At 67.3% G+C, this 16,778-nt stretch carries 16 protein-coding genes and 1 tRNA gene; 7 read left to right on the top strand and 10 right to left on the bottom strand.

Going from position 1 to position 16,778, the window contains the following annotated elements:
- Nucleotides 1-2 precede the first annotated feature (2 nt).
- Genes AC1MED_RS00915 through AC1MED_RS00940 form a run of 6 tightly spaced genes read right to left on the bottom strand, consistent with a single transcriptional unit; the run spans nucleotide 3 to nucleotide 7,659 of the window.
- On the bottom strand, nucleotides 3-1,829 hold the full coding sequence (locus AC1MED_RS00915; protein WP_346958729.1) for a protein kinase domain-containing protein: 1,827 nt from the start codon (nucleotides 1,827-1,829) through the stop codon (nucleotides 3-5).
- Entirely contained in the window at nucleotides 1,826-3,283 is a 1,458-nt protein-coding gene (locus tag AC1MED_RS00920; protein WP_346958728.1) for a peptidoglycan D,D-transpeptidase FtsI family protein, read from the bottom strand. Before AC1MED_RS00920 ends, AC1MED_RS00915 begins: the two co-directional genes overlap by 4 nt.
- The gene (locus AC1MED_RS00925) at nucleotides 3,280-4,737 is read right to left on the bottom strand and encodes an FtsW/RodA/SpoVE family cell cycle protein (protein WP_479784946.1); all 1,458 of its coding nucleotides are present in this window, start codon (nucleotides 4,735-4,737) and stop codon (nucleotides 3,280-3,282) included. The genes AC1MED_RS00920 and AC1MED_RS00925 overlap by 4 nt, the downstream gene beginning before the upstream one ends.
- Nucleotides 4,734-6,434 carry a PP2C family protein-serine/threonine phosphatase gene (locus AC1MED_RS00930; protein WP_479784947.1) on the bottom strand — a complete coding sequence of 567 codons (1,701 nt, stop codon included), beginning with the start codon at nucleotides 6,432-6,434 and terminating at the stop codon, nucleotides 4,734-4,736. Before AC1MED_RS00930 ends, AC1MED_RS00925 begins: the two co-directional genes overlap by 4 nt.
- Nucleotides 6,435-6,436: 2 nt before the next feature.
- Nucleotides 6,437-6,919, bottom strand: a complete 483-nt coding sequence (locus AC1MED_RS00935) for an FHA domain-containing protein FhaB/FipA (protein WP_479784948.1) — start codon at nucleotides 6,917-6,919, stop codon at nucleotides 6,437-6,439.
- Nucleotides 6,916-7,659 carry a DUF3662 and FHA domain-containing protein gene (locus tag AC1MED_RS00940; RefSeq protein WP_346958725.1) on the bottom strand — a complete coding sequence of 248 codons (744 nt, stop codon included), beginning with the start codon at nucleotides 7,657-7,659 and terminating at the stop codon, nucleotides 6,916-6,918. Before AC1MED_RS00940 ends, AC1MED_RS00935 begins: the two co-directional genes overlap by 4 nt.
- Before the next feature lie 386 nt (nucleotides 7,660-8,045).
- On the opposite strand from AC1MED_RS00940, the gene AC1MED_RS00945 reads away from it, so the two are divergent.
- Nucleotides 8,046-8,128, top strand: a tRNA-Leu gene (locus tag AC1MED_RS00945).
- A 115-nt stretch (nucleotides 8,129-8,243) separates the two neighbouring features.
- On the opposite strand, the gene AC1MED_RS00950 is transcribed toward AC1MED_RS00945, so the two are convergent.
- On the bottom strand, nucleotides 8,244-8,933 hold the full coding sequence (locus tag AC1MED_RS00950) for a TetR/AcrR family transcriptional regulator (protein ID WP_479777738.1): 690 nt from the start codon (nucleotides 8,931-8,933) through the stop codon (nucleotides 8,244-8,246).
- Nucleotides 8,934-9,090: 157 nt separating this feature from the next.
- Here AC1MED_RS00950 and AC1MED_RS00955 point away from each other — a divergent pair, with 157 nt between their 5' ends.
- The 4 genes from AC1MED_RS00955 (at nucleotide 9,091) to AC1MED_RS00970 (ending at nucleotide 13,631) form a co-directional block, all read left to right on the top strand.
- Entirely contained in the window at nucleotides 9,091-10,506 is a 1,416-nt protein-coding gene (locus AC1MED_RS00955) for a flavin monoamine oxidase family protein (RefSeq protein WP_479784950.1), read from the top strand.
- Nucleotides 10,507-10,581: 75 nt separating this feature from the next.
- Nucleotides 10,582-11,496, top strand: coding sequence for a universal stress protein (locus AC1MED_RS00960; protein WP_479784952.1), 915 nt, complete (start codon nucleotides 10,582-10,584; stop codon nucleotides 11,494-11,496).
- A complete protein-coding gene (locus AC1MED_RS00965; protein ID WP_479784954.1) occupies nucleotides 11,493-13,019 on the top strand; it encodes an APC family permease in 1,527 nt (508 codons plus the stop codon). The genes AC1MED_RS00960 and AC1MED_RS00965 overlap by 4 nt, the downstream gene beginning before the upstream one ends.
- Before the next feature lie 129 nt (nucleotides 13,020-13,148).
- Nucleotides 13,149-13,631 (top strand): pyridoxamine 5'-phosphate oxidase family protein, encoded by a 483-nt coding sequence (locus AC1MED_RS00970; RefSeq protein WP_346958720.1) that lies wholly within the window; start codon nucleotides 13,149-13,151, stop codon nucleotides 13,629-13,631.
- A gap of 35 nt (nucleotides 13,632-13,666) precedes the next feature.
- Here AC1MED_RS00970 and AC1MED_RS00975 read toward each other — a convergent pair whose 3' ends face one another.
- Both AC1MED_RS00975 and AC1MED_RS00980 read right to left on the bottom strand, forming a co-directional pair.
- Entirely contained in the window at nucleotides 13,667-14,305 is a 639-nt protein-coding gene (locus AC1MED_RS00975; RefSeq protein ID WP_479784956.1) for an NADPH-dependent F420 reductase, read from the bottom strand.
- The gene (locus tag AC1MED_RS00980) at nucleotides 14,302-14,919 is read right to left on the bottom strand and encodes a hypothetical protein (RefSeq protein WP_479784957.1); all 618 of its coding nucleotides are present in this window, start codon (nucleotides 14,917-14,919) and stop codon (nucleotides 14,302-14,304) included. Before AC1MED_RS00980 ends, AC1MED_RS00975 begins: the two co-directional genes overlap by 4 nt.
- Nucleotides 14,920-15,051: 132 nt before the next feature.
- Here AC1MED_RS00980 and AC1MED_RS00985 point away from each other — a divergent pair, with 132 nt between their 5' ends.
- Nucleotides 15,052-15,429 carry a VOC family protein gene (locus tag AC1MED_RS00985; RefSeq protein ID WP_479784959.1) on the top strand — a complete coding sequence of 126 codons (378 nt, stop codon included), beginning with the start codon at nucleotides 15,052-15,054 and terminating at the stop codon, nucleotides 15,427-15,429.
- Between the two features lie 25 nt (nucleotides 15,430-15,454).
- Here the strand turns inward: AC1MED_RS00985 and AC1MED_RS00990 are convergent, their stop codons facing one another.
- Entirely contained in the window at nucleotides 15,455-15,859 is a 405-nt protein-coding gene (locus tag AC1MED_RS00990) for a DUF5997 family protein (RefSeq protein ID WP_138767873.1), read from the bottom strand.
- A gap of 123 nt (nucleotides 15,860-15,982) precedes the next feature.
- Between AC1MED_RS00990 and AC1MED_RS00995 the strand changes: the two genes are divergently transcribed.
- A complete protein-coding gene (locus AC1MED_RS00995; protein WP_479784961.1) occupies nucleotides 15,983-16,720 on the top strand; it encodes a LysR family substrate-binding domain-containing protein in 738 nt (245 codons plus the stop codon).
- The last annotated feature ends 58 nt before the right edge of the window (nucleotides 16,721-16,778 follow it).

Raw genomic sequence — 16,778 nt, forward strand, 5'->3', positions numbered from 1 at the left:
GCCTACTTGGTGGTGCTGACGCTTGGTGAAGGCGAGGGCTCGGGAGTGCTCGGAGCGGGCGCGGTGGCAAGGTGGTAGATCACCACGGAACCGCTGGCGACTTTCTCCCCCGATCCCGGTTCCGAGCTCACGAAGGTGCCCTCCTGCTGGGTTCCGTCACCCTCAACCGGAGCACCTTTCTGCCAGCGCAGGCCGGCGGCCTGGATGGCCTGCTGGACTTGGGCTTCGCTGGCCCCCTGCTCCAGCGGCGGGACGGAAACCATTTCCGGGCCCTTGGAATAGCTCACGGTTATGGTGTCACCGGGCTGAACGGGGCCGGAAGGATCGATGTCGAGGACAGTGTTAGGTGCGGCGGGGTCGTTGACGGGATTCCCCTTGACCTGGAGATTCATGCCAATGAGTTCAGCGCGGACATCGTTGTAGGGCCGCCCCTTGTAGGCGTCCGGCACCAGGTTGATGGCGGGAGGCGTCGACTGGGTGGGTGTAGCCGAACTGCTCGTCGGGCTGGGGCTTGGGCTCTTGGACGTGGGTGCAGCGCTCGTGGTGCTCGCTTTGGCGCTGGAACTGGTGGCCGCCGGGGACGAGGGGAACAGGATCCCGGCCTGTGAGAGGACGACCCCCACCAGGGCAAACAACACCAGCAGGATCAGGGCGATCAGCGGCCAGGTCCAGGGGCTGCGGCCCCGGCGTTTCGGCTCTTCCTCGGGCTCGTAGCCGTCGTAGTCCTCTTCCTCCGGGACCCAGGTCCGCTGCGCAGCCAGCGCATCCGCGCGCGACAGGGCATTGCGGGCGCCGTGGCCGCTGGCTGCGGCTGCCCCCGCAGCCATGCCGGCCGCGGCACCGGCACCCGCGGCGCCAATGACCGGCAACGCCGACGTCGACTTGTCGTCCGCGGCGCTGGCGCCGATCACGCCGGTTGCGGCGGTGGCAACATCCACCGGGGCGGTAATGGGGCCGGTGGCGGCCTCAAAGAGCAACATGCCCGGGACAGCCGCGTGGGCGGCCGCGATGTCGCCGTTGCGGATGGCGTCGGCAGCCTCAGCCAGCTTGATCGCGTCGGCCGGGCGGTTCTTCGGATCCTTGGCCAGCATCGACATCAGGAGGGCACGCACCGGCTTGGGCAGGGTTTCGGGCAGCGGCGGCGGGGCGTCATTGACCTGGGCCAGCGCAATGGCAATCTGGGATTCGCCGGAGAACGGACGGTGCCCGGTGAGGCACTCATAGCCGATGACGCCGAGCGAATAGATGTCAGAGGCGCCGGTCGCGGTCTGGCCGGTGGCCTGCTCCGGAGCGAGGTACTGGGCGGTGCCCATCACCTGGCCCGTCTGCGTCAGCGGAACCTGGTCCGCCAGCCGCGCGATGCCGAAGTCGGTGACCTTGACCCGGCCGTCCGGCGTGATGAGCAGGTTGCCCGGCTTGATGTCGCGATGCACCAGGCCCTGGGCGTGCGCGACGGACAGCGCCCGTGCGGTCTGCGAAATCATCGACAAAGTGCGGTCCGGCGAGAGGACCTGCTCGTGCTCGATGATGCTGCTGAGCGGCTGGCCGGGAACGAGCTCCATAACGAGGTAGGCGGAGCCCTCCTCCTCGCCGTAGTCAAAGACGTTGGCGATGCCTACGTGGTTCAGCAGGGCGGTATGCCGCGCCTCGGCCCGAAAGCGCTGCAGGAAGCCGGGGTCGCCGGTGTATTCCTCCTTGAGGACCTTGATGGCCACGATCCGGCCAAGGATCAGGTCCTTGGCCTTCCACACTTCCCCCATACCGCCGATCGCAATGCGTGTGGTCAGCTGGAATCTTCCGCCGAGGGTGATTCCCGATGTAGGCCTCACTTATTCAACACCGCCTCAAAAATCTTCTTCGCGTTCGGACTGGTTAGATTTGCGCCGGTGGTGATGTCCACGCCTTGCATGACGATGGTGACGGCCACTTGCGGGTCGTTGGCCGGGGCGAACCCGGTAAACCAAGAATTGTTCAGGCCGTTGCCGAGCTCGGCCGTGCCGGTCTTGCCGGCCACCTCGACGCCGGGAACCGCGGCACCGCGGGCGATGCCGTCGCTGACCACGCTGGTCATCCATTCGGAGATCTGGCGGGCAGTCTCCGGGCTGGTGGAGGTCCGGAGTGTCTCCGGCTTGGGTTCGTTGATGATCCGCAGATCCGGGGACCGCACGGCCTTGACCAGGTTGGGCTTCATCTGGACGCCGCCGTTGGCGATCGCGGCGGTCATCATGTTGATCTGCAGCGGCGTGGCACGGACGTCGCGCTGGCCGATGGCCGACTGCGCCAGGCCGGCGTCGTCCAGCGGTTCGGTCGGGAATTTGCTCTTTGCATAATCGAGCTTGAGCTGGTCACCGAAGTCCTGCCCGAAGCCGAACTTGGCGGCTTCCTCTTCGATTGCCTTCTGCCCCAGGTCCAGGGCGATACTGGCAAACGGAGTGTTGCAGGACTGCTGCAGGGCGAAGGCGAACGAGGCCGTGTTCCGGGTGTAGCAATTGCCGCCGGCGTAGTTCGGCAGCTTGTACTGGATGCCCGGAAACGGCATCTCGGCCGGGTTCGGCAGCACGCTGTCCTTGTTGTACTTCCCGGAACCCAGGGCCGCCGCCGTGTCGATGATCTTGAAGACGGAACCCGGTGCCAGCAGCGCGCCGGTGGGGCCGCTCACGGACTGGTTCAGGTTGATGCCGGGGATCTTGTTCAGCTTGGTGATGTTGGCGGCTTCGGCGTCGGCATCCTGGGTGGCGATCAGGTTGGGGTCATACGAGGGCTTGGACACCATCGCCAGGACGGCGCCGGTTCTGGGGTTGGTCACCACGATCGATCCGCGCTGGCCGTCCGGAATCAGGTCGTAGGCGAGCTTCTGGATTTTCGGGTCGAGCGTGAGCTCGACCGAGGCGCCCTTGGGCTGGTTGCCGAGGAACAACTGGCCCACCCGGTCCAGGAACAGCTGGTCCGAGCTGCCGGCGAGCTGTTCGTTCATCGCCAGTTCCATGCCGGTCAGGCCGTAGTTTTTGGAAAAGTATCCGGTGATGCCGGCGTACAGTTCCGGCTGGGTGTAGGTGCGCTGGAACTGGCAGCTGTCCGTGCCGGCGACTGACTGCGCCACGGGCTTGCCCCCGACGATGATGGCGCCGCGGTCGTTGCAGTAGTTCTGCAGCAAGGTGCGCTTGTTCCAGGCGTTGGCCTTGAGTTCGTCGGCGCCGACCACCTGGACGTAGCTGAGCGCGCCGAAGATCAGCGCGAACATCGCGATCGCGGCGATCCAGGAGTTGCGAATGGCCTGGTTCACAGTTTCACCGCCTCGGTGGGAGCGTCTGGACTGGTGGCGCCGGTGCCGCGGGCCGGCACCGTGGCCGGCTTCGGCGGCATGGCCGGGACGTCTTTCGCCGCGTCAGGGTCCTGGCCCGGCGGCAGGGGCGTCGTGTCCACCGGTCCGCGGGCGGTGTGGGAGATCATCAGCAGCAGGCCCACGATGATCCAGTTCGCCAGCAGCGACGAGCCGCCGGCGGCGAGGAACGGCGTCGTCAGGCCGGTCAGCGGAATCAGGCGGGTCACGCCGCCGATCACCACGAAGCACTGCAGCGCAATGGCAAAGGACAGCCCGGTGGCGAGCAGCTTGCCGAACGCGTCCCGGGTGCCGAGCGCGGCACGGAAGCCGCGGGTGAACAGCAAAAGGTACATCAGCACGATCGCAAAGACGCCGATCAGCCCGAGTTCCTCGCCAAAGGAGGCGACGATCATGTCGCTGTTGGCGAAGGGGACGAGGTTGGGACGCCCCTGGCCCAGGCCGGTACCGACGAGGCCGCCGTTGGCCATGCCGAACAGCCCCTCGACGATTTGCCGGCTGCCGCCGAACTCACGGTCGTAGACCTCGGGAGTGAAGGCGTTGAGCCAGCCATCGATCCGCAGTGCCACATGCGAGAAAACTTTGGACGCGACAAAGCCGCCGCCCACCATCAGCACCACGCCGATGATCACCCAGCTGATCCGGCTGGTGGCCACGTAGATCATCACCAGGAACAGGCCGAAGAACAGGATCGAGGTGCCGAGGTCGCGCTGGAAGATCAGCACGCCGATGCTGACCAGCCAGGCCGTGATCATGGGGCCCATGTCCTTGAACCGGGGGAACTGCACCGGGCCGATTTTGCGCCCGGCGAGCAGGATGAGGTCCCGGTTGGAGGAAAGGTAGCCGGCGAAGAAGATGGCGAGGGTGATCTTTGCGATTTCGCCGGGCTGGAAGGTCATGGAGCCGAGTTTGATCCAGACGCTGGCGCCCAGGACTTCGCCGGCGGAGATACCCGGAACCAGCGGAAGGATCAGCAAGACGGCACTGACCGCGAGCGAAATATAGGTGAAGCGGCGCAGGATCCGGTGGTCTTTCAGGAACCAGATCACAACGATGGCCACGGCCATCGCCACAAGGGTCCAGCGCAACTGGTTGTTGCCGGTGTCCTCGTTGACGCGGTCCAGTCGGTGGATCATGGCCAGGCCGAGACCGTTGAGGGCCACGACGAGCGGAAGTATTACCGGATCGGCATATTTAGCGCGGATGCGGAGCACAAGGTGGAACGCCAGCGCTGCGGCTGTGAGCAGCCCGGACTGGAACCAGAAGTCGGTGTCGAAGGCCTTTTGCCGGTCGACGCCGACAAGGGCGTTCGCGCCGATCCCCACCGTGAGGGCGAGGATCAGCAGCACCAGCTCGGCGTTGCGGCGCGGCCTGGGTGTGGGATCGATCGGCGTCACTTCGCCACCTCACAGTAGCTCGGAGACGGCGTCGGGGTGGGGGTGGGCGAGGCCGACTTGGAACGTGCCGAACCGGAGGGCGCGGCAGTGGCCCGTGCGGTCGCCGAGGCGCTGGCACTGGGTGTCGGGGAGGGCGTGAGGCACTCGTCAGCCGGCGCCGTTGTGCCGGTGCGCTCCAGGTTCTTGACGATCCGTTGCGCGTCGTACAGGTCCCGCGCGGGAACAGTCTGGCGTACACGCTGCTGCGAGAACTCTGGCAGGTCAGACATCCGGATATCGGTCACCGTTTCGAGGGTGGAAAGCGGAATGGGGCCCAGGCGCTGGGAGACCCCGTTGAAAATCGCGACCCGCTGATCGTGCTCACCAACGTAGTACCGGGTCTGGGTCCACGCGTAGCCGAGCCAGAGACCGATGCCCAGCACGGCCACGATCGCCGCAGCGATGGAGATCGTTAGCCAGCGACGGTGCCTGACCGGGGGCTTGTCGTCTTCCGACTCGTCCTTGTCCTGCTCGGCCTTGTGTGTCAGGACGGTTGCGGCCCGGCGGGCCACGGTCCGGCCGGCAATGGACGGGATGGAACCGGATGCCGCCGCGGCCGCTGCGGCTCCGACGAGCTCATGGGGCCGCGTGGACAGTTCCTCGCGCAGGACTTCGGCAGACAGATGCTCGCCCAGATGCGGGTCGGTCGACGGCGGGGGTTCCGCCGCGGCGCCCGCGCCCTCCGGGCCCTTGCCGGTCGCCCCGCCGGACTTGCCGTCCCGCGTACCGTCCGAAGGTGCCGCGTCCGACGGCGTACCCTCGGCTGCCGCGCCCGCAAAGGTGCTGCCGGAGGGAGGTGCGGCCGGCGTGGCCCCGGGCGTAGACGTCGCGGTGACGGGGGCCGGGGAAGCGACGACCGTGACGGCGGCGGTGTTCACGTCGTCGGGCGTCTGTTCGGCGATGTCCAGCATCACGACCGTCACGTTGTCCGGTGAACCGGCCTCCAGGGTGAGGTCAACGAGCCGTTCGGTGCATTCGCGCAGGTCTTTGGTCTCCCGGACGGTGCGTTCCACGACGTGGCCGGCCACGTAGTTCAGCCCGTCTGAGCAGAGCAGCCAGCGTTCGCCGGGTTCGACGTCGAGGATGTCCAGGTCCAGTTCGGGGCTGGCGTCGACGTCGCCGAGGACACGCATCAGCACGTTTTTGTGCGGATGGGTTTCGGCTTCCTCGGGGCGCAGCCTGCCCTCGTCGATCAGCCGCTGGACGAAGGTGTGGTCCACGCTGACCTGTTCGAAGGTGCCGCGGCGCAGCCGGTAGGCGCGGGAGTCACCGATGTGGGCAAAATGCAGCTTGCCCTCGGCCAGCAGCAGGGCCGTGACGGTGGTTCCCATCCCGGCCAGTTTCGGATTCATGTGGACCAGCTCGGAGAGCAGCGAGTTGGCGGTCTGGATCTCGTCCGCCAGGACGGTGTCCGCATCGCCGGCGTAGTCATCGCGGTCCAGGTGGATCATGTCCAGCACGGTCGCGGCGGACGCCACGTCACCGCCGGCATGGCCGCCCATGCCGTCCGCGACGACGGCGAGGTGGCGGCCCACGTAGGCGGAGTCGTCATTTTTCGCACGCACACGCCCGACGTCGGAGCGCGCGGCATAGCGCATGATGAGCGGCCGCTTCGGGGCAGTTGCTGCCGTGTCTGCGGGGGATTCGGGGGCAGCCATGGCTACGGCCTCAATTCAATGACCGTCTTGCCGATTCTCACGGGGACACCCAGCTCCACCGGAAGTGCCCGGGTGAGCTGTTGATCTGCCAGATACGTGCCGTTGGTGGAACCGAGGTCCTCGATGAACCAGCGGCTGCCCTGCGGAAACAGCCGGGCGTGCCGGCCGGAGGCATAATCGTCCTCCAGGACCAGGGTGGCTTCCTGGGCGCGGCCGAGGAGGATCGGGCTCGCGGCCAGCGGAAGGGTAGTGCCTTTCAGCGGCCCCTCGGTGACGACGAGTTGGCGGGCCTGCTGCTTCACCGGGGTGGGAGCAGGTTCGGCCAGCGCAGGGTTGCGGCGCACCTGGCGTGCCGTGGGGGCGCCGGCGGCGGCTTTGCGGCCGATCATCAGGTCCCGGCGCATGGCGGAGACGATGCTGAAGATGAGGACCCAGAGGAGGATCAGGAAACCAAAGCGCAGTGCGGTGATGGTCAGTTCACTCACGGGCGGCCGCCCGGGTTGGCGGGCATCAGGCGGAAGATGATTTTGGTCCGTCCCATCGTGATCGTGGCGCCGTCGGCAAGTTCCGAACTGCCCACCACTTTATGGCCGTTCACGTAGCTGCCGTTGGTGGAGCCCAGGTCGATTGCCTGAGCCACACCGTCGCCGGTGCGGATTTCCAGGTGCCGGCGTGAAACCCCGGTGTCGTCGATCAGGATGTCCGCTTCGGAGGACCGGCCCAGTACCACCGAGGACGCGTTCAGCGAATAACGCTGGCCGTCAATGTCCAGGACCGGCTGGAAGCGGCCGGGCTGGCGGGTGGGGGCTGCGGGCATCGAAGCCTGGCTGCCTGGCTGGGTGGGGGAGCCGCCGGCCTTTTCGGTCCGCGACGTGATCTCGAAGTCGCCGGCACGGCGCTCTTCGTCCCGGCGGAAACTGATCCGCACCGGGCCCTGGAGCGTGTAACCCTGGCTGCGGACGTGATTGATGACGACGTCGCACAGTTCTTCCGCGAGCGGTGTGCCCCACTCCTGGGCGCGCTGGAAATCATCGCCGCTGAGCAGGACATCGAAAACGTTGGGGGCGAGGGTGCGTCCCGCGGCGATGGTGAGCGCTTTGTTGTCCACTTCCCGGCGGAGGTGGCTGGCGATCTCAACCGGCTCAACCTGCGCGCGGGAACCGGTGGAGAAGACTCCGCGGACGGCCTTTTCGATGCCGCGCTCGACTTTGTCCAGCAAGCCCATGGTCCTTCTCCTTTCCTGACAGCTGCCGGGCAGCGTTTGTTCCGGAACTCGGTTTCCAACATTCGCAGGGGCCCGCCGTAGTCGGGCACTCCTACATCAGATACTACTGGGCAAGGCTGGGAATGGCCTTAATGAGCCCCGCCGCCGGGGCCAGGGATTTTGCGGCGGAGGGGCTCTGACATGGGCGGATGTCCGGACGGCGACGCCGGAGCGCTGCTGCCGCGGCCCCGCGGAAGGGCCGCACGCCGGGGGCCCTGACGCGGTGGTTTGGCGCCTCCGGAACCCCGATTGGTGTTTTCCCGCAGTTGTCCGTTATGCTTGATCTCGCTGCTTTTACGAGGTAGACGGTCCGGTTTCCGGGCCCTCAACCGGGTGAAAGAAGTTGCGCGCGAGTGGCGGAACGGCAGACGCGCTGGCTTCAGGTGCCAGTGTCCGAAAGGGCGTGGGGGTTCAAATCCCCCCTCGCGCACGCAAACGAAAGAACCCCGGTCTTCGGACCGGGGTTCTTTTTCTTTCATCGGGTTCTTTGGTCCGCCGCGCGGGCGACTCCGCGCGGGCGCCTTGCCACCGGCGGCGGGGCGCTACTACTCGCGCAGCGCCCCGAAGCCCGCCACCAGCGCCTCGAGCCCCAGGCTGAAGGCCGCATCGGCCTGGTTTGTGTAGCCCTGCCCGCCGAGGCTGGCGACGGCGGCGGAGAAGTTCGGCGTCGAGGCCGCGAGGCTGCCGGAATCGAAGATGTCCGCAGGGGCCGTGACGTCATAGGCGGAGCCGAAGATAAAGGACTCCAGGGCCACGATCGCGGAAATGATGCGCTCCTGCGGGAAGCCTGCCCGGCGGAATCCCGCGCTGACGGCCTCGTACATGGCGAGGGTCTTCGGCGCATCCGCCACCGGCAGCACCGCAATGACCGGAATCAGCGGGGTATGACGCGAGAAGACATCGCGGTAACTCCAGGCCCAGTCCCGGACGGCCTGGTCCCAGGGCTCGGTCTCAAAGGCCGACACGTCCACGAACGAGGTCAGGTGGTCCTGGATCAGGACCAGCACCTCCCGTTTGGAGGACACGTGGTTATAGAGGGCGGACGGCGCCACGTTCAAGGAACGGGCCAGGGCCGCCATGGTGAAGCCGTCGTAGCCACTCTTGCGGACCAGTTGCAGAGCCGCGGCGGTGATGCCGTCCAGGTCGAGGACGGCCGAGGCGGGCCGGCCGACCCGGCGGCGCGGTTTGGCGTCGGGACGGTGCGGATCCGCGGTGGCGCTGGTAGCTGCCGGCATTCCGGGCCTTTCTTCTGGGCTGTCCCAAGGATTATTCCACCGGATGCCATTTTGCGACGGGGTCTTCCCTCTTTCTATCCGTGCCGCTATAGTCATCCTAAATGAATGGCATTCATTTAGTGGTCCGCATCACTTACGCGGTCACGGAGAGGACATCATGCTGGAACTTGACCGCGACGTCGTCATCGTCGGAGCCGGCCCCGCCGGCCTGACCGCAGCAAGGGAGCTGCGGAAAGCGGGCCTGAGTGTCGCCGTATTGGAAGCACGCGACCGCGTGGGCGGCCGGACCTGGACGGACACCGTCGACGGCGCCATGCTGGAGATCGGCGGCCAGTGGGTCTCGCCGGATCAGACGGCACTGCTGGAGCTCCTGGAGGAGCTGGGCCTGAAAACCTACGACCGCTACCGCGAGGGCCAGGCGGTTTACATCGGCGCCGACGGCAAGCGCACCCTGTACTCCGGCGATTCCTTCCCGGTCAGCGACACCACCGCCGCCGAAATGGATAAGCTCACCGCGCTGCTGGATTCCCTCGCCGCGGAAATCGGCCCCACGGAGCCGTGGGCCCATCCCAAGGCCCGCGAACTCGACACGATCTCCTTTCACCACTGGCTGCGCGCGAACTCCGCCGACGAGGAGGCCTGCAACAACATTGGCCTGTTCATCGCCGGCGGCATGCTGACCAAGCCCGCGCACGCGTTCTCCGCTTTGCAGGCCGTGCTGATGGCCGCCTCGGCCGGTTCCTTCACCCACCTCACCGATGAGGACTTCATCCTGGACAAGCGCGTCGTCGGCGGCATGCAGCAGGTCTCGCTGCTGCAGGCAGCGGAACTGGGCGACGACGTCGTGCTCTCCAGCCCGGTGCGCACCATCCACTGGGAAGCCGGGGCCGCCGAAAACCCAGCGGAGAGCGCCGCCGGCAACCCCGCCGGAGTGACCGTGGTGTCGGACCGCGCTACGGTGAACGCCCGCTTCGTGATTATGGCCGTGCCGCCGAACCTTTACTCCCGGGTCTCCTACAACCCGCCGTTGCCGCGCCGCCAGCACCAGATGCACCAGCACCAGTCCCTCGGCCTGGTCATCAAGGTGCACGCCGTGTACAGCACCCCGTTCTGGCGCCAGGATGGGCTTTCCGGAACCTGCTTCGGCGCGGACGCGCTGGTGCAGGAGGTCTATGACAACACCAACCATGAGGACCCCCGCGGCACCCTGGTGGGCTTCGTCTCGGACGAAAAAGCGGACGCCATGTTCGAGCTCAGCGCCGGGGAGCGCCGCCGCGCCATCCTCGAATCGATTGCCGGGTTCCTGGGCGAGAAGGCCCTGGACCCGGAGGTCTACTACGAGTCCGACTGGGGCTCCGAGGAATGGACCCGCGGCGCTTACGCCGCCAGCTACGACCTGGGCGGTCTGCACCGCTACGGCAAGGACCAGCACGCCCCGGTGGGACCGATCTACTGGGCCTCCTCCGACCTCGCAGCCGAGGGCTACCAGCACGTGGACGGCGCGGTACGGATGGGACGGGCGACGGCGGCCCGGATCGTGGCCGCTGCCGACCGCACACCGGCTGCCCGCTAGCGGCCGGCAACCCATGTTCCGTCCAACAACCCCTGTCCACACAGCAACAGCACAACAACCAGAGAGGTCGGCCAGATGCGTTACGTAGTGGGGTATTCAGCCAATGCCAGAGGCCGTGACGCCGTCAACCTGGCCGTCTCCCTGGCCCGCGGCCGCGGAGCGGCCCTGGACCTGGTGGTGGCCATCCCGGACGCCGGAGTGTTCAATGCGGCCCACGCGCCCGCCGCGGGCTATGACAGCTACCTGCACCAGCAGGCGGCCGAGTGGCTCGATGAAGCCCTGGCCCTGATCCCGGCCGACGTGCCGGCGCAGGCCAACATCCGCAGCGGTGCATCCGACGCGCAGACCCTCATCGAGGCCTGCGAGGAGTTCCAGGCGGACATGCTGATCATCGGCGCCACGAGCAACGGGCTGTTCAAGCGGTTCACCGTCGGGTCCGTGGCCAGCGCACTGCTGCACGCCGCCACCGTCCCGGTGGCGCTGGCTCCGCACGGCTACCACCGCCGGGAGGCGCTGACCCGGGTCAGCTGCGGGCTCGGAGACCGCCCTGGCGCCGAAGAGCTGCTGGATTTCGCCGTCTCGATGGCAGCAAACCGGCTGGTGCCGCTGCGCGTTGTGTCGCTGCTGACCCTGGACGACGGGGACTCGGCGGACGCCGCCGAAGCAGCCCGCGACTACGCCAACAAGCACCTCGCGGCCGCCCTTCCGTCCGATTCGCAGGGCACGCCGCTGGCCGGGAAGGCCGACGTCGTGGTGGCCCAGGGCCGCAGCGTCGAAGAGGCCGTGGACCGGCTCGACTGGGAAGACGGCGAAGTCCTGCTGATCGGTTCCAGCCGCCTCGCCCGGAACCGCTCCATCTTCCTGGGCAGTACTGCGAACCGCATCCTGCGGGCCCTGCCGGTGCCGATGATCGTGGTCCCCAGCGACTACGAGCTCAAGCACCCGTCCCCTTCCACGTCGAGTGACATTTCCCGAGAGGCACAAGCATGAGCACCGAACACGCGACCGCCAAGGCCGCACCACAGCAGCGGGACCACGGACTGAGTGAAAAGGGACTGAAGGCCGGATCGGTGGGGCTGATCGGCGCCGTCGTCATCGGCGTCTCCTGCATCGCCCCCGCCTACACCCTCACCGCCGCCCTGGGCCCGACGGTCTCCGAGGTGGGCGTCCACCTTCCGGCGATCTTCCTGGTGGGCTTCATTCCGATGCTGCTGGTGGCCTTCGGCTACCGCGAGCTGAACAACGCCATGCCCGACGCCGGCACCTCTTTCACCTGGGCCTCGCGGGCCTTCGGCCCCTGGCTCGGCTGGATGGGCGGCTGGGGACTGATCGCGGCCACCATCATTGTGCTGTCCAACCTGGCGGCCGTCGCGGTGGACTTCTTCTACCTCATGCTGGCGCAGATTTTCGGAAACCCGGAGCTGGCGGACCTGACCACCAACCTGCCGCTGAACATTGCCACCACGCTGGTCTTCATTGCGCTGGCGTGCTGGATCTCATACCGCGGCATGGAAACCACCAAGACCGTGCAGTATGTCCTGGTGGCGTTCCAGCTGCTGGTCCTGGGCTGGTTCGCCGTCGCGGCGTTCAGCCACGTGGCCAACGGCACCGCCTTCGATGCCACCGCCATCGCGCCGGACTGGTTCAATCCCTTCGCCGTTGAATCCTTCTCCGCCTTCGCGGCCGGCGTCTCGCTGTCCATCTTCATCTACTGGGGCTGGGACGTCACGCTGACCATGAACGAGGAGACCAAGAACCCGGAGAAAACCCCGGGCCGCGCGGCCACCGTCACCGTCCTGGTCATTGTGATCATCTACATGACCGTTGCGCTGGCCACCCTGGCCTTCGCCGGCATCGGCACCGAGGGCCTTGGCGCGGGCAACCCGGACAACCAGGGCAGCATCTTCGCCGTCCTCGCCGGACCCGTCATGGGGCCCTTCGCGATCCTGATGTCGCTGGCCATCCTGAGCAGCTCGGCCGCATCGTTGCAGTCCACCTTCGTTTCCCCGGCGCGTACGCTCCTGTCGATGGGCCACTACAAGGCGCTGCCGCACAAGTTCGGCAAGATCAGCCCCAGCTACAAGTCCCCGAGCTACGCCACCATCGCCTCGGCCGTGGCCGCGGCCGCCTTCTACGTGGTGACCCGGACCCTGTCCGAAAACGCGCTGTGGGACACCATCACGGCACTGGGCATGATGATCTGCTTCTACTACGGCATCACCGCCCTGGCCTGCGTCTGGTTCTTCCGTGCCCAGGCGTTCAGCGGAGCGCATTCGTTCTTCTTCAAGTTCCTCGCACCGCTGCTCGGCGGCGTCATCCTGCTGGTGATGTTCTTCAAGACCGCCTACGACTCGATGGACCCGGAGTACGGTTCCGGATCCTCCATCGGCGGCCTGGGTTTGGTCTTCATCCTCGGCATGGGCGTCATCCTGCTGGGTGTGGTGCTGATGCTGGTCATGGCCAAACTTCGTCCCGAGTTCTTCAAGGGCCAGGTGCTGTCCCGCGGCATCTGAGCCCGGCGGCCGGACTTTGCGAAGGTCCTCCGCCCGCCAGCCGGAGCGCGTGCTTGAAAAGTAAGCACACTTATCAATAGGCTGGCGGGAGGAGGACCTTCCTCCGTTGATCAAGGAAGAGGTGGGCGCATGTCGGATGCACAGGACATCAGCAAGGTGACGGACATCATTAACGATTCGCGGATCGGGATGTTCACCACGATCAATGAGAAGGGCGCGCTCGTCAGCCGGCCGCTGGCGGTCCAGGACGTCCAGGACGACGGCGACATGTGGTTCTTCACCTCGTCGGACACCTCCCAGGTGGCCCACGTCACGGCCAGCCCCGAGGTCAACGTGTCCTTCGGCAAGGGCACCGAGTGGGTGTCGGTTGCCGGCACGGCACGGGTGGTCACCGACCGCCAGCAGATCCGCGACCGGTGGAACCAGGCGGTCGAGGCGTGGTTCCCGGACGGCCCGGACACCCCCGGCGTGGTCCTGCTGCACGTGGACTCGGATTCGGCCGAATACTGGACCAGCCCGGGCGGAACCGCCGCCACCGTCTTGCAGTGGGTGAAGTCCAAGGTCACCAATAGCCGGATGAGCGTCGGCGAAAGCGGCACGGTCGAGCTTTAGGTCGGCCGGGGCGCTGCGCGTCCCACCCGATCGTCTCAGCCGATGATCTTGAGCGCAGTGTCCCAGTTAAAGGACTCGTAGGCCGGATTCAGCTGCAGGCCGACCACCAGCAGCTGCATCCCCTCCAGCTCGCGGGCGTGACGCAGCGCCCCGACCTGGAGGGGCCGGAGCCCTGCCGCGGCGGCAAACGCCGCCACCTCGTTCCGGGCGGCCTCCGAGTCGGAGGCGATGAAGACATCCAGCGCCATCCCGCCCGCGGAACCTTCCGCCAGGGTGCCCGCGAACGTCGTGTTGAACGCCTTAACCACCCGGGCGCCGGGCAAGAGGCGGGCCACCTCTTCGGCCGCCGAGGTCCCCGGCTCGACCACCAGCGAATCGCCCGTTTCCATGTTGACCGGATTGCTGATCTCGATCACGGTCTTGCCGCTGAGTGTGTCGCCGTAGTGCGTGGCGACCTCCTTGGCCGGCTCGAAGTACAGGGCCAGGACCACAATGTCGCCCTCGGGCACCTCCCCGAGGCCGCCGGACGTCGTCGTCGGACCCAGTTCCGCCGCGAGTTTGGCGGCGTTGTCCGGGCTCCGGTCCAGGACTTGCACGGACCGTCCGGCTGCGACCGCCCGGAGGCCGATCGCCCGGGCCATGTTGCCGCTGCCGATAATCGTGATGTCAGTCATCGTGCCCCTTCAGTGGAAACCTGCAGTGCCCCGGCGGCGCGTTCCGCCTCCGCCAGTGCGTGTTCCAGCCGGTCGACGGCGGTGCTGTAGCCGCCGGGTGCCTGGCAGTCCGGGCCGGATCCACGGCGTAGCCGCTCGGCGTCCTTCATGGCCTTCAGCATCGCGGCGGTTTCCGGCTGGGCCGGATCACTCATGGCCGGAAAATCGATGCAGAAGGCAGGATCCAGTTCATAACGCTGCCACCGTGCGAGGGCGGCGCGGTGCCGGTCGGCCGCGGCGGAATCGGCGGCCGCGGCGTCCCGTGCGGCACGCCGGGTTTCCTGCCAGCGGAATACCCTCGGCGCCCAGCGGAAACTTGCGACGGCCGTGGCGGCGGCGACGGCGGCGAGCAGCAGCCCGGCCCACGGGGAGACCAGCGCCGGCAGCACCACTGCAGGACCGACGACGGCGAGCCCGGCAAAACCGTCCCAGAACACGGCGTCCGGCAGTCCGCCGTCGGAGTTCCGGTGCTTCCAGGCGAGATAGGCGGTGCCGGCCACGGCTGCCGCGACGACGAGCGCCAGGCTCAGGACCTGCCAGGCCCCGAGAGGGGCGGGATCTGCTAGCGACGGCATGGCACACCTCCTGCGGAACCGTCCCGGGCGGGCGGTGTTCCGCTGATTCCATTGGAATCCATCCGGGACGGGCCGTCAATGGCCGCTTCCCCCGGTTCCCACCCGGCTCCGTCCCGGCGTAGCCTAGGGCCCATGCGACTGAAAATGTGCAGTATCCACGTCAAGGACCCGGCGGCAGCCCACGAGTTCTATACCGGAATCCTGGGCTTTGAGACTCTCATGGCGATGCCGGAGCACAATCTCTACATCGTGAAGGACCCGGGCGGCGGCGGGTCAGCGGGTCTGCTGCTGGAACCCAGCGACAACCCGATCGGTGCGGCCTACATGAACGCCTGCCACGACGCCGGGCTGCCGGCGATCGTGTTCGGCGTGCCGGACGTCCGCGCCGAGTACGAGCGGCTGACCGCCAAGGGCGTGATCTTCCAGGCCGAACCCTCGGAGGGCCCCGGCGGCACAAGCGTGGTGCTCGACGACGGCTGCGGGAACTACGTCCAGCTGCACCAGGACTAAGCCGGGCTTGTCGAAACGGCCGCTGTTACTCGGCCTTGGCGCGGGCCTTCTTGGCGTCCTTCTTCGCGGCCTCGTCCTTGACGCGCTGGGCTTCGGCGCGGACCGCGGCGTGGGTGGCGCGCTCGGCGACCAGCCAGGCCGGGGGAGCCTGCAGCAGGGCGGTGATTTCCGCCGTCGTCAGCGCTTCCTCAACGCCGCCGCGGGCGAGGCCGCTGATGGAGACGTTGAGTTTCTGCGCGACCACGGGGCGCGGGTGCGGGCCGGTGCGGCGCAGTTCGGCCAGCCACTCCGGCGGGTTGGCCTGGAGCTCGGCGAAATCAGCGCGGGTGATGACTGAATCCTGGAACTCCTGGGGTGTTGCGGGCAGGTAGATGCCAAGCTTCTTGGCAACGGTGGCCGGCTTCATGGACTGGGAGTTTGCAGAGGTCATGCTTCAAGGGTATCCGGCGGCCAGCCCGCAGGGCACCAAAACAGCACCAAAACAGCACCAAAGCAGCACCAATCGGCCGCCGGGGCGGGGCCGCCCCGGCGGCAGTGACGGTACTGTGAACGTGTGTCCGCAGATGAAGAAACAGCCCAGTCCCACGACGAACCGGTCCCCGCTGCGCGGGAGTTGAAGTTCGCGTATGTCGCCGGCGTGACCCCCGGTAAATGGATCCGCCGCTGGGAAGAGCGGATGCCGGACGTTTCGCTGCACTCCTTTATGTCCGACGACGGCGGCCAGCTTGCGGTGCTGCGCGACGGCTCGGCGGACCTGAGCTTCGTCCGGCTGCCGGTGGAGCGGGAGGGCCTCAGCGTCATCCCGCTTTACGAGGAACAGCCCGTGGTGGTGGCGCCCAAGGGGCACGAAATCTCCGTGTTCGAGGAGGTGGCACTGGCGGACCTCGCCGCCGAGACCTTCCTCGACGTCGCGGCCCTGGGCGGGCCCGAAGCGGCGCTGCAGGTGGTTGCCGCCGGGGCCGGACTGGCGATCCTGCCGATGTCCGTGGCCCGGCACTTCAACGTCAAGGACACGGTGGCCCGGAAACTCACCGGCGCACCCACCACCGAGATTGCCCTGGCCTGGCCCAGCGACACCACGGACGAAGTCATCGAGGAGTTCATCGGCATTGTCCGCGGCCGTACCGCGGCCAGCTCCCGGCAGCCCTCGGCGCAGCAGGAGAAGCCCAAGCGAGAGCCGAAGCCGGACCGGCGCGGGCCCGCCGTCAAGAAACCGAAGGTGGCGCAACGGTACGCGCCCAACCCGGACAAGGGCCGCGGCAAGGGATCCCGGAAAAAGGGAAAGCGCTGACCGCCTGACCCGGCAGGCTGGCGCTTAGTGGCGTTTTGAGGGCTCAGAACGCCGACAA

Source organism: Arthrobacter sp. BI5 (assembly GCF_056680065.1).

Bases quoted from the DNA above. Each gene is read 5' to 3' on its own strand.
- AC1MED_RS00930 (WP_479784947.1), bottom strand. From the start codon at position 6,434: ATGGCTGCCCCCGAATCCCCCGCAGACACGGCAGCAACTGCCCCGAAG.
- AC1MED_RS00940 (WP_346958725.1), bottom strand. From the start codon at position 7,659: ATGGGCTTGCTGGACAAAGTCGAGCGCGGCATCGAAAAGGCCGTCCGC.
- AC1MED_RS00950 (WP_479777738.1), bottom strand. From the start codon at position 8,933: ATGCCGGCAGCTACCAGCGCCACCGCGGATCCGCACCGTCCCGACGCC.
- AC1MED_RS00955 (WP_479784950.1), top strand. From the start codon at position 9,091: ATGCTGGAACTTGACCGCGACGTCGTCATCGTCGGAGCCGGCCCCGCC.
- AC1MED_RS00960 (WP_479784952.1), top strand. From the start codon at position 10,582: ATGCGTTACGTAGTGGGGTATTCAGCCAATGCCAGAGGCCGTGACGCC.
- AC1MED_RS00965 (WP_479784954.1), top strand. From the start codon at position 11,493: ATGAGCACCGAACACGCGACCGCCAAGGCCGCACCACAGCAGCGGGAC.
- AC1MED_RS00970 (WP_346958720.1), top strand. From the start codon at position 13,149: ATGTCGGATGCACAGGACATCAGCAAGGTGACGGACATCATTAACGAT.
- AC1MED_RS00975 (WP_479784956.1), bottom strand. From the start codon at position 14,305: ATGACTGACATCACGATTATCGGCAGCGGCAACATGGCCCGGGCGATC.
- AC1MED_RS00980 (WP_479784957.1), bottom strand. From the start codon at position 14,919: ATGCCGTCGCTAGCAGATCCCGCCCCTCTCGGGGCCTGGCAGGTCCTG.
- AC1MED_RS00985 (WP_479784959.1), top strand. From the start codon at position 15,052: ATGCGACTGAAAATGTGCAGTATCCACGTCAAGGACCCGGCGGCAGCC.
- AC1MED_RS00990 (WP_138767873.1), bottom strand. From the start codon at position 15,859: ATGACCTCTGCAAACTCCCAGTCCATGAAGCCGGCCACCGTTGCCAAG.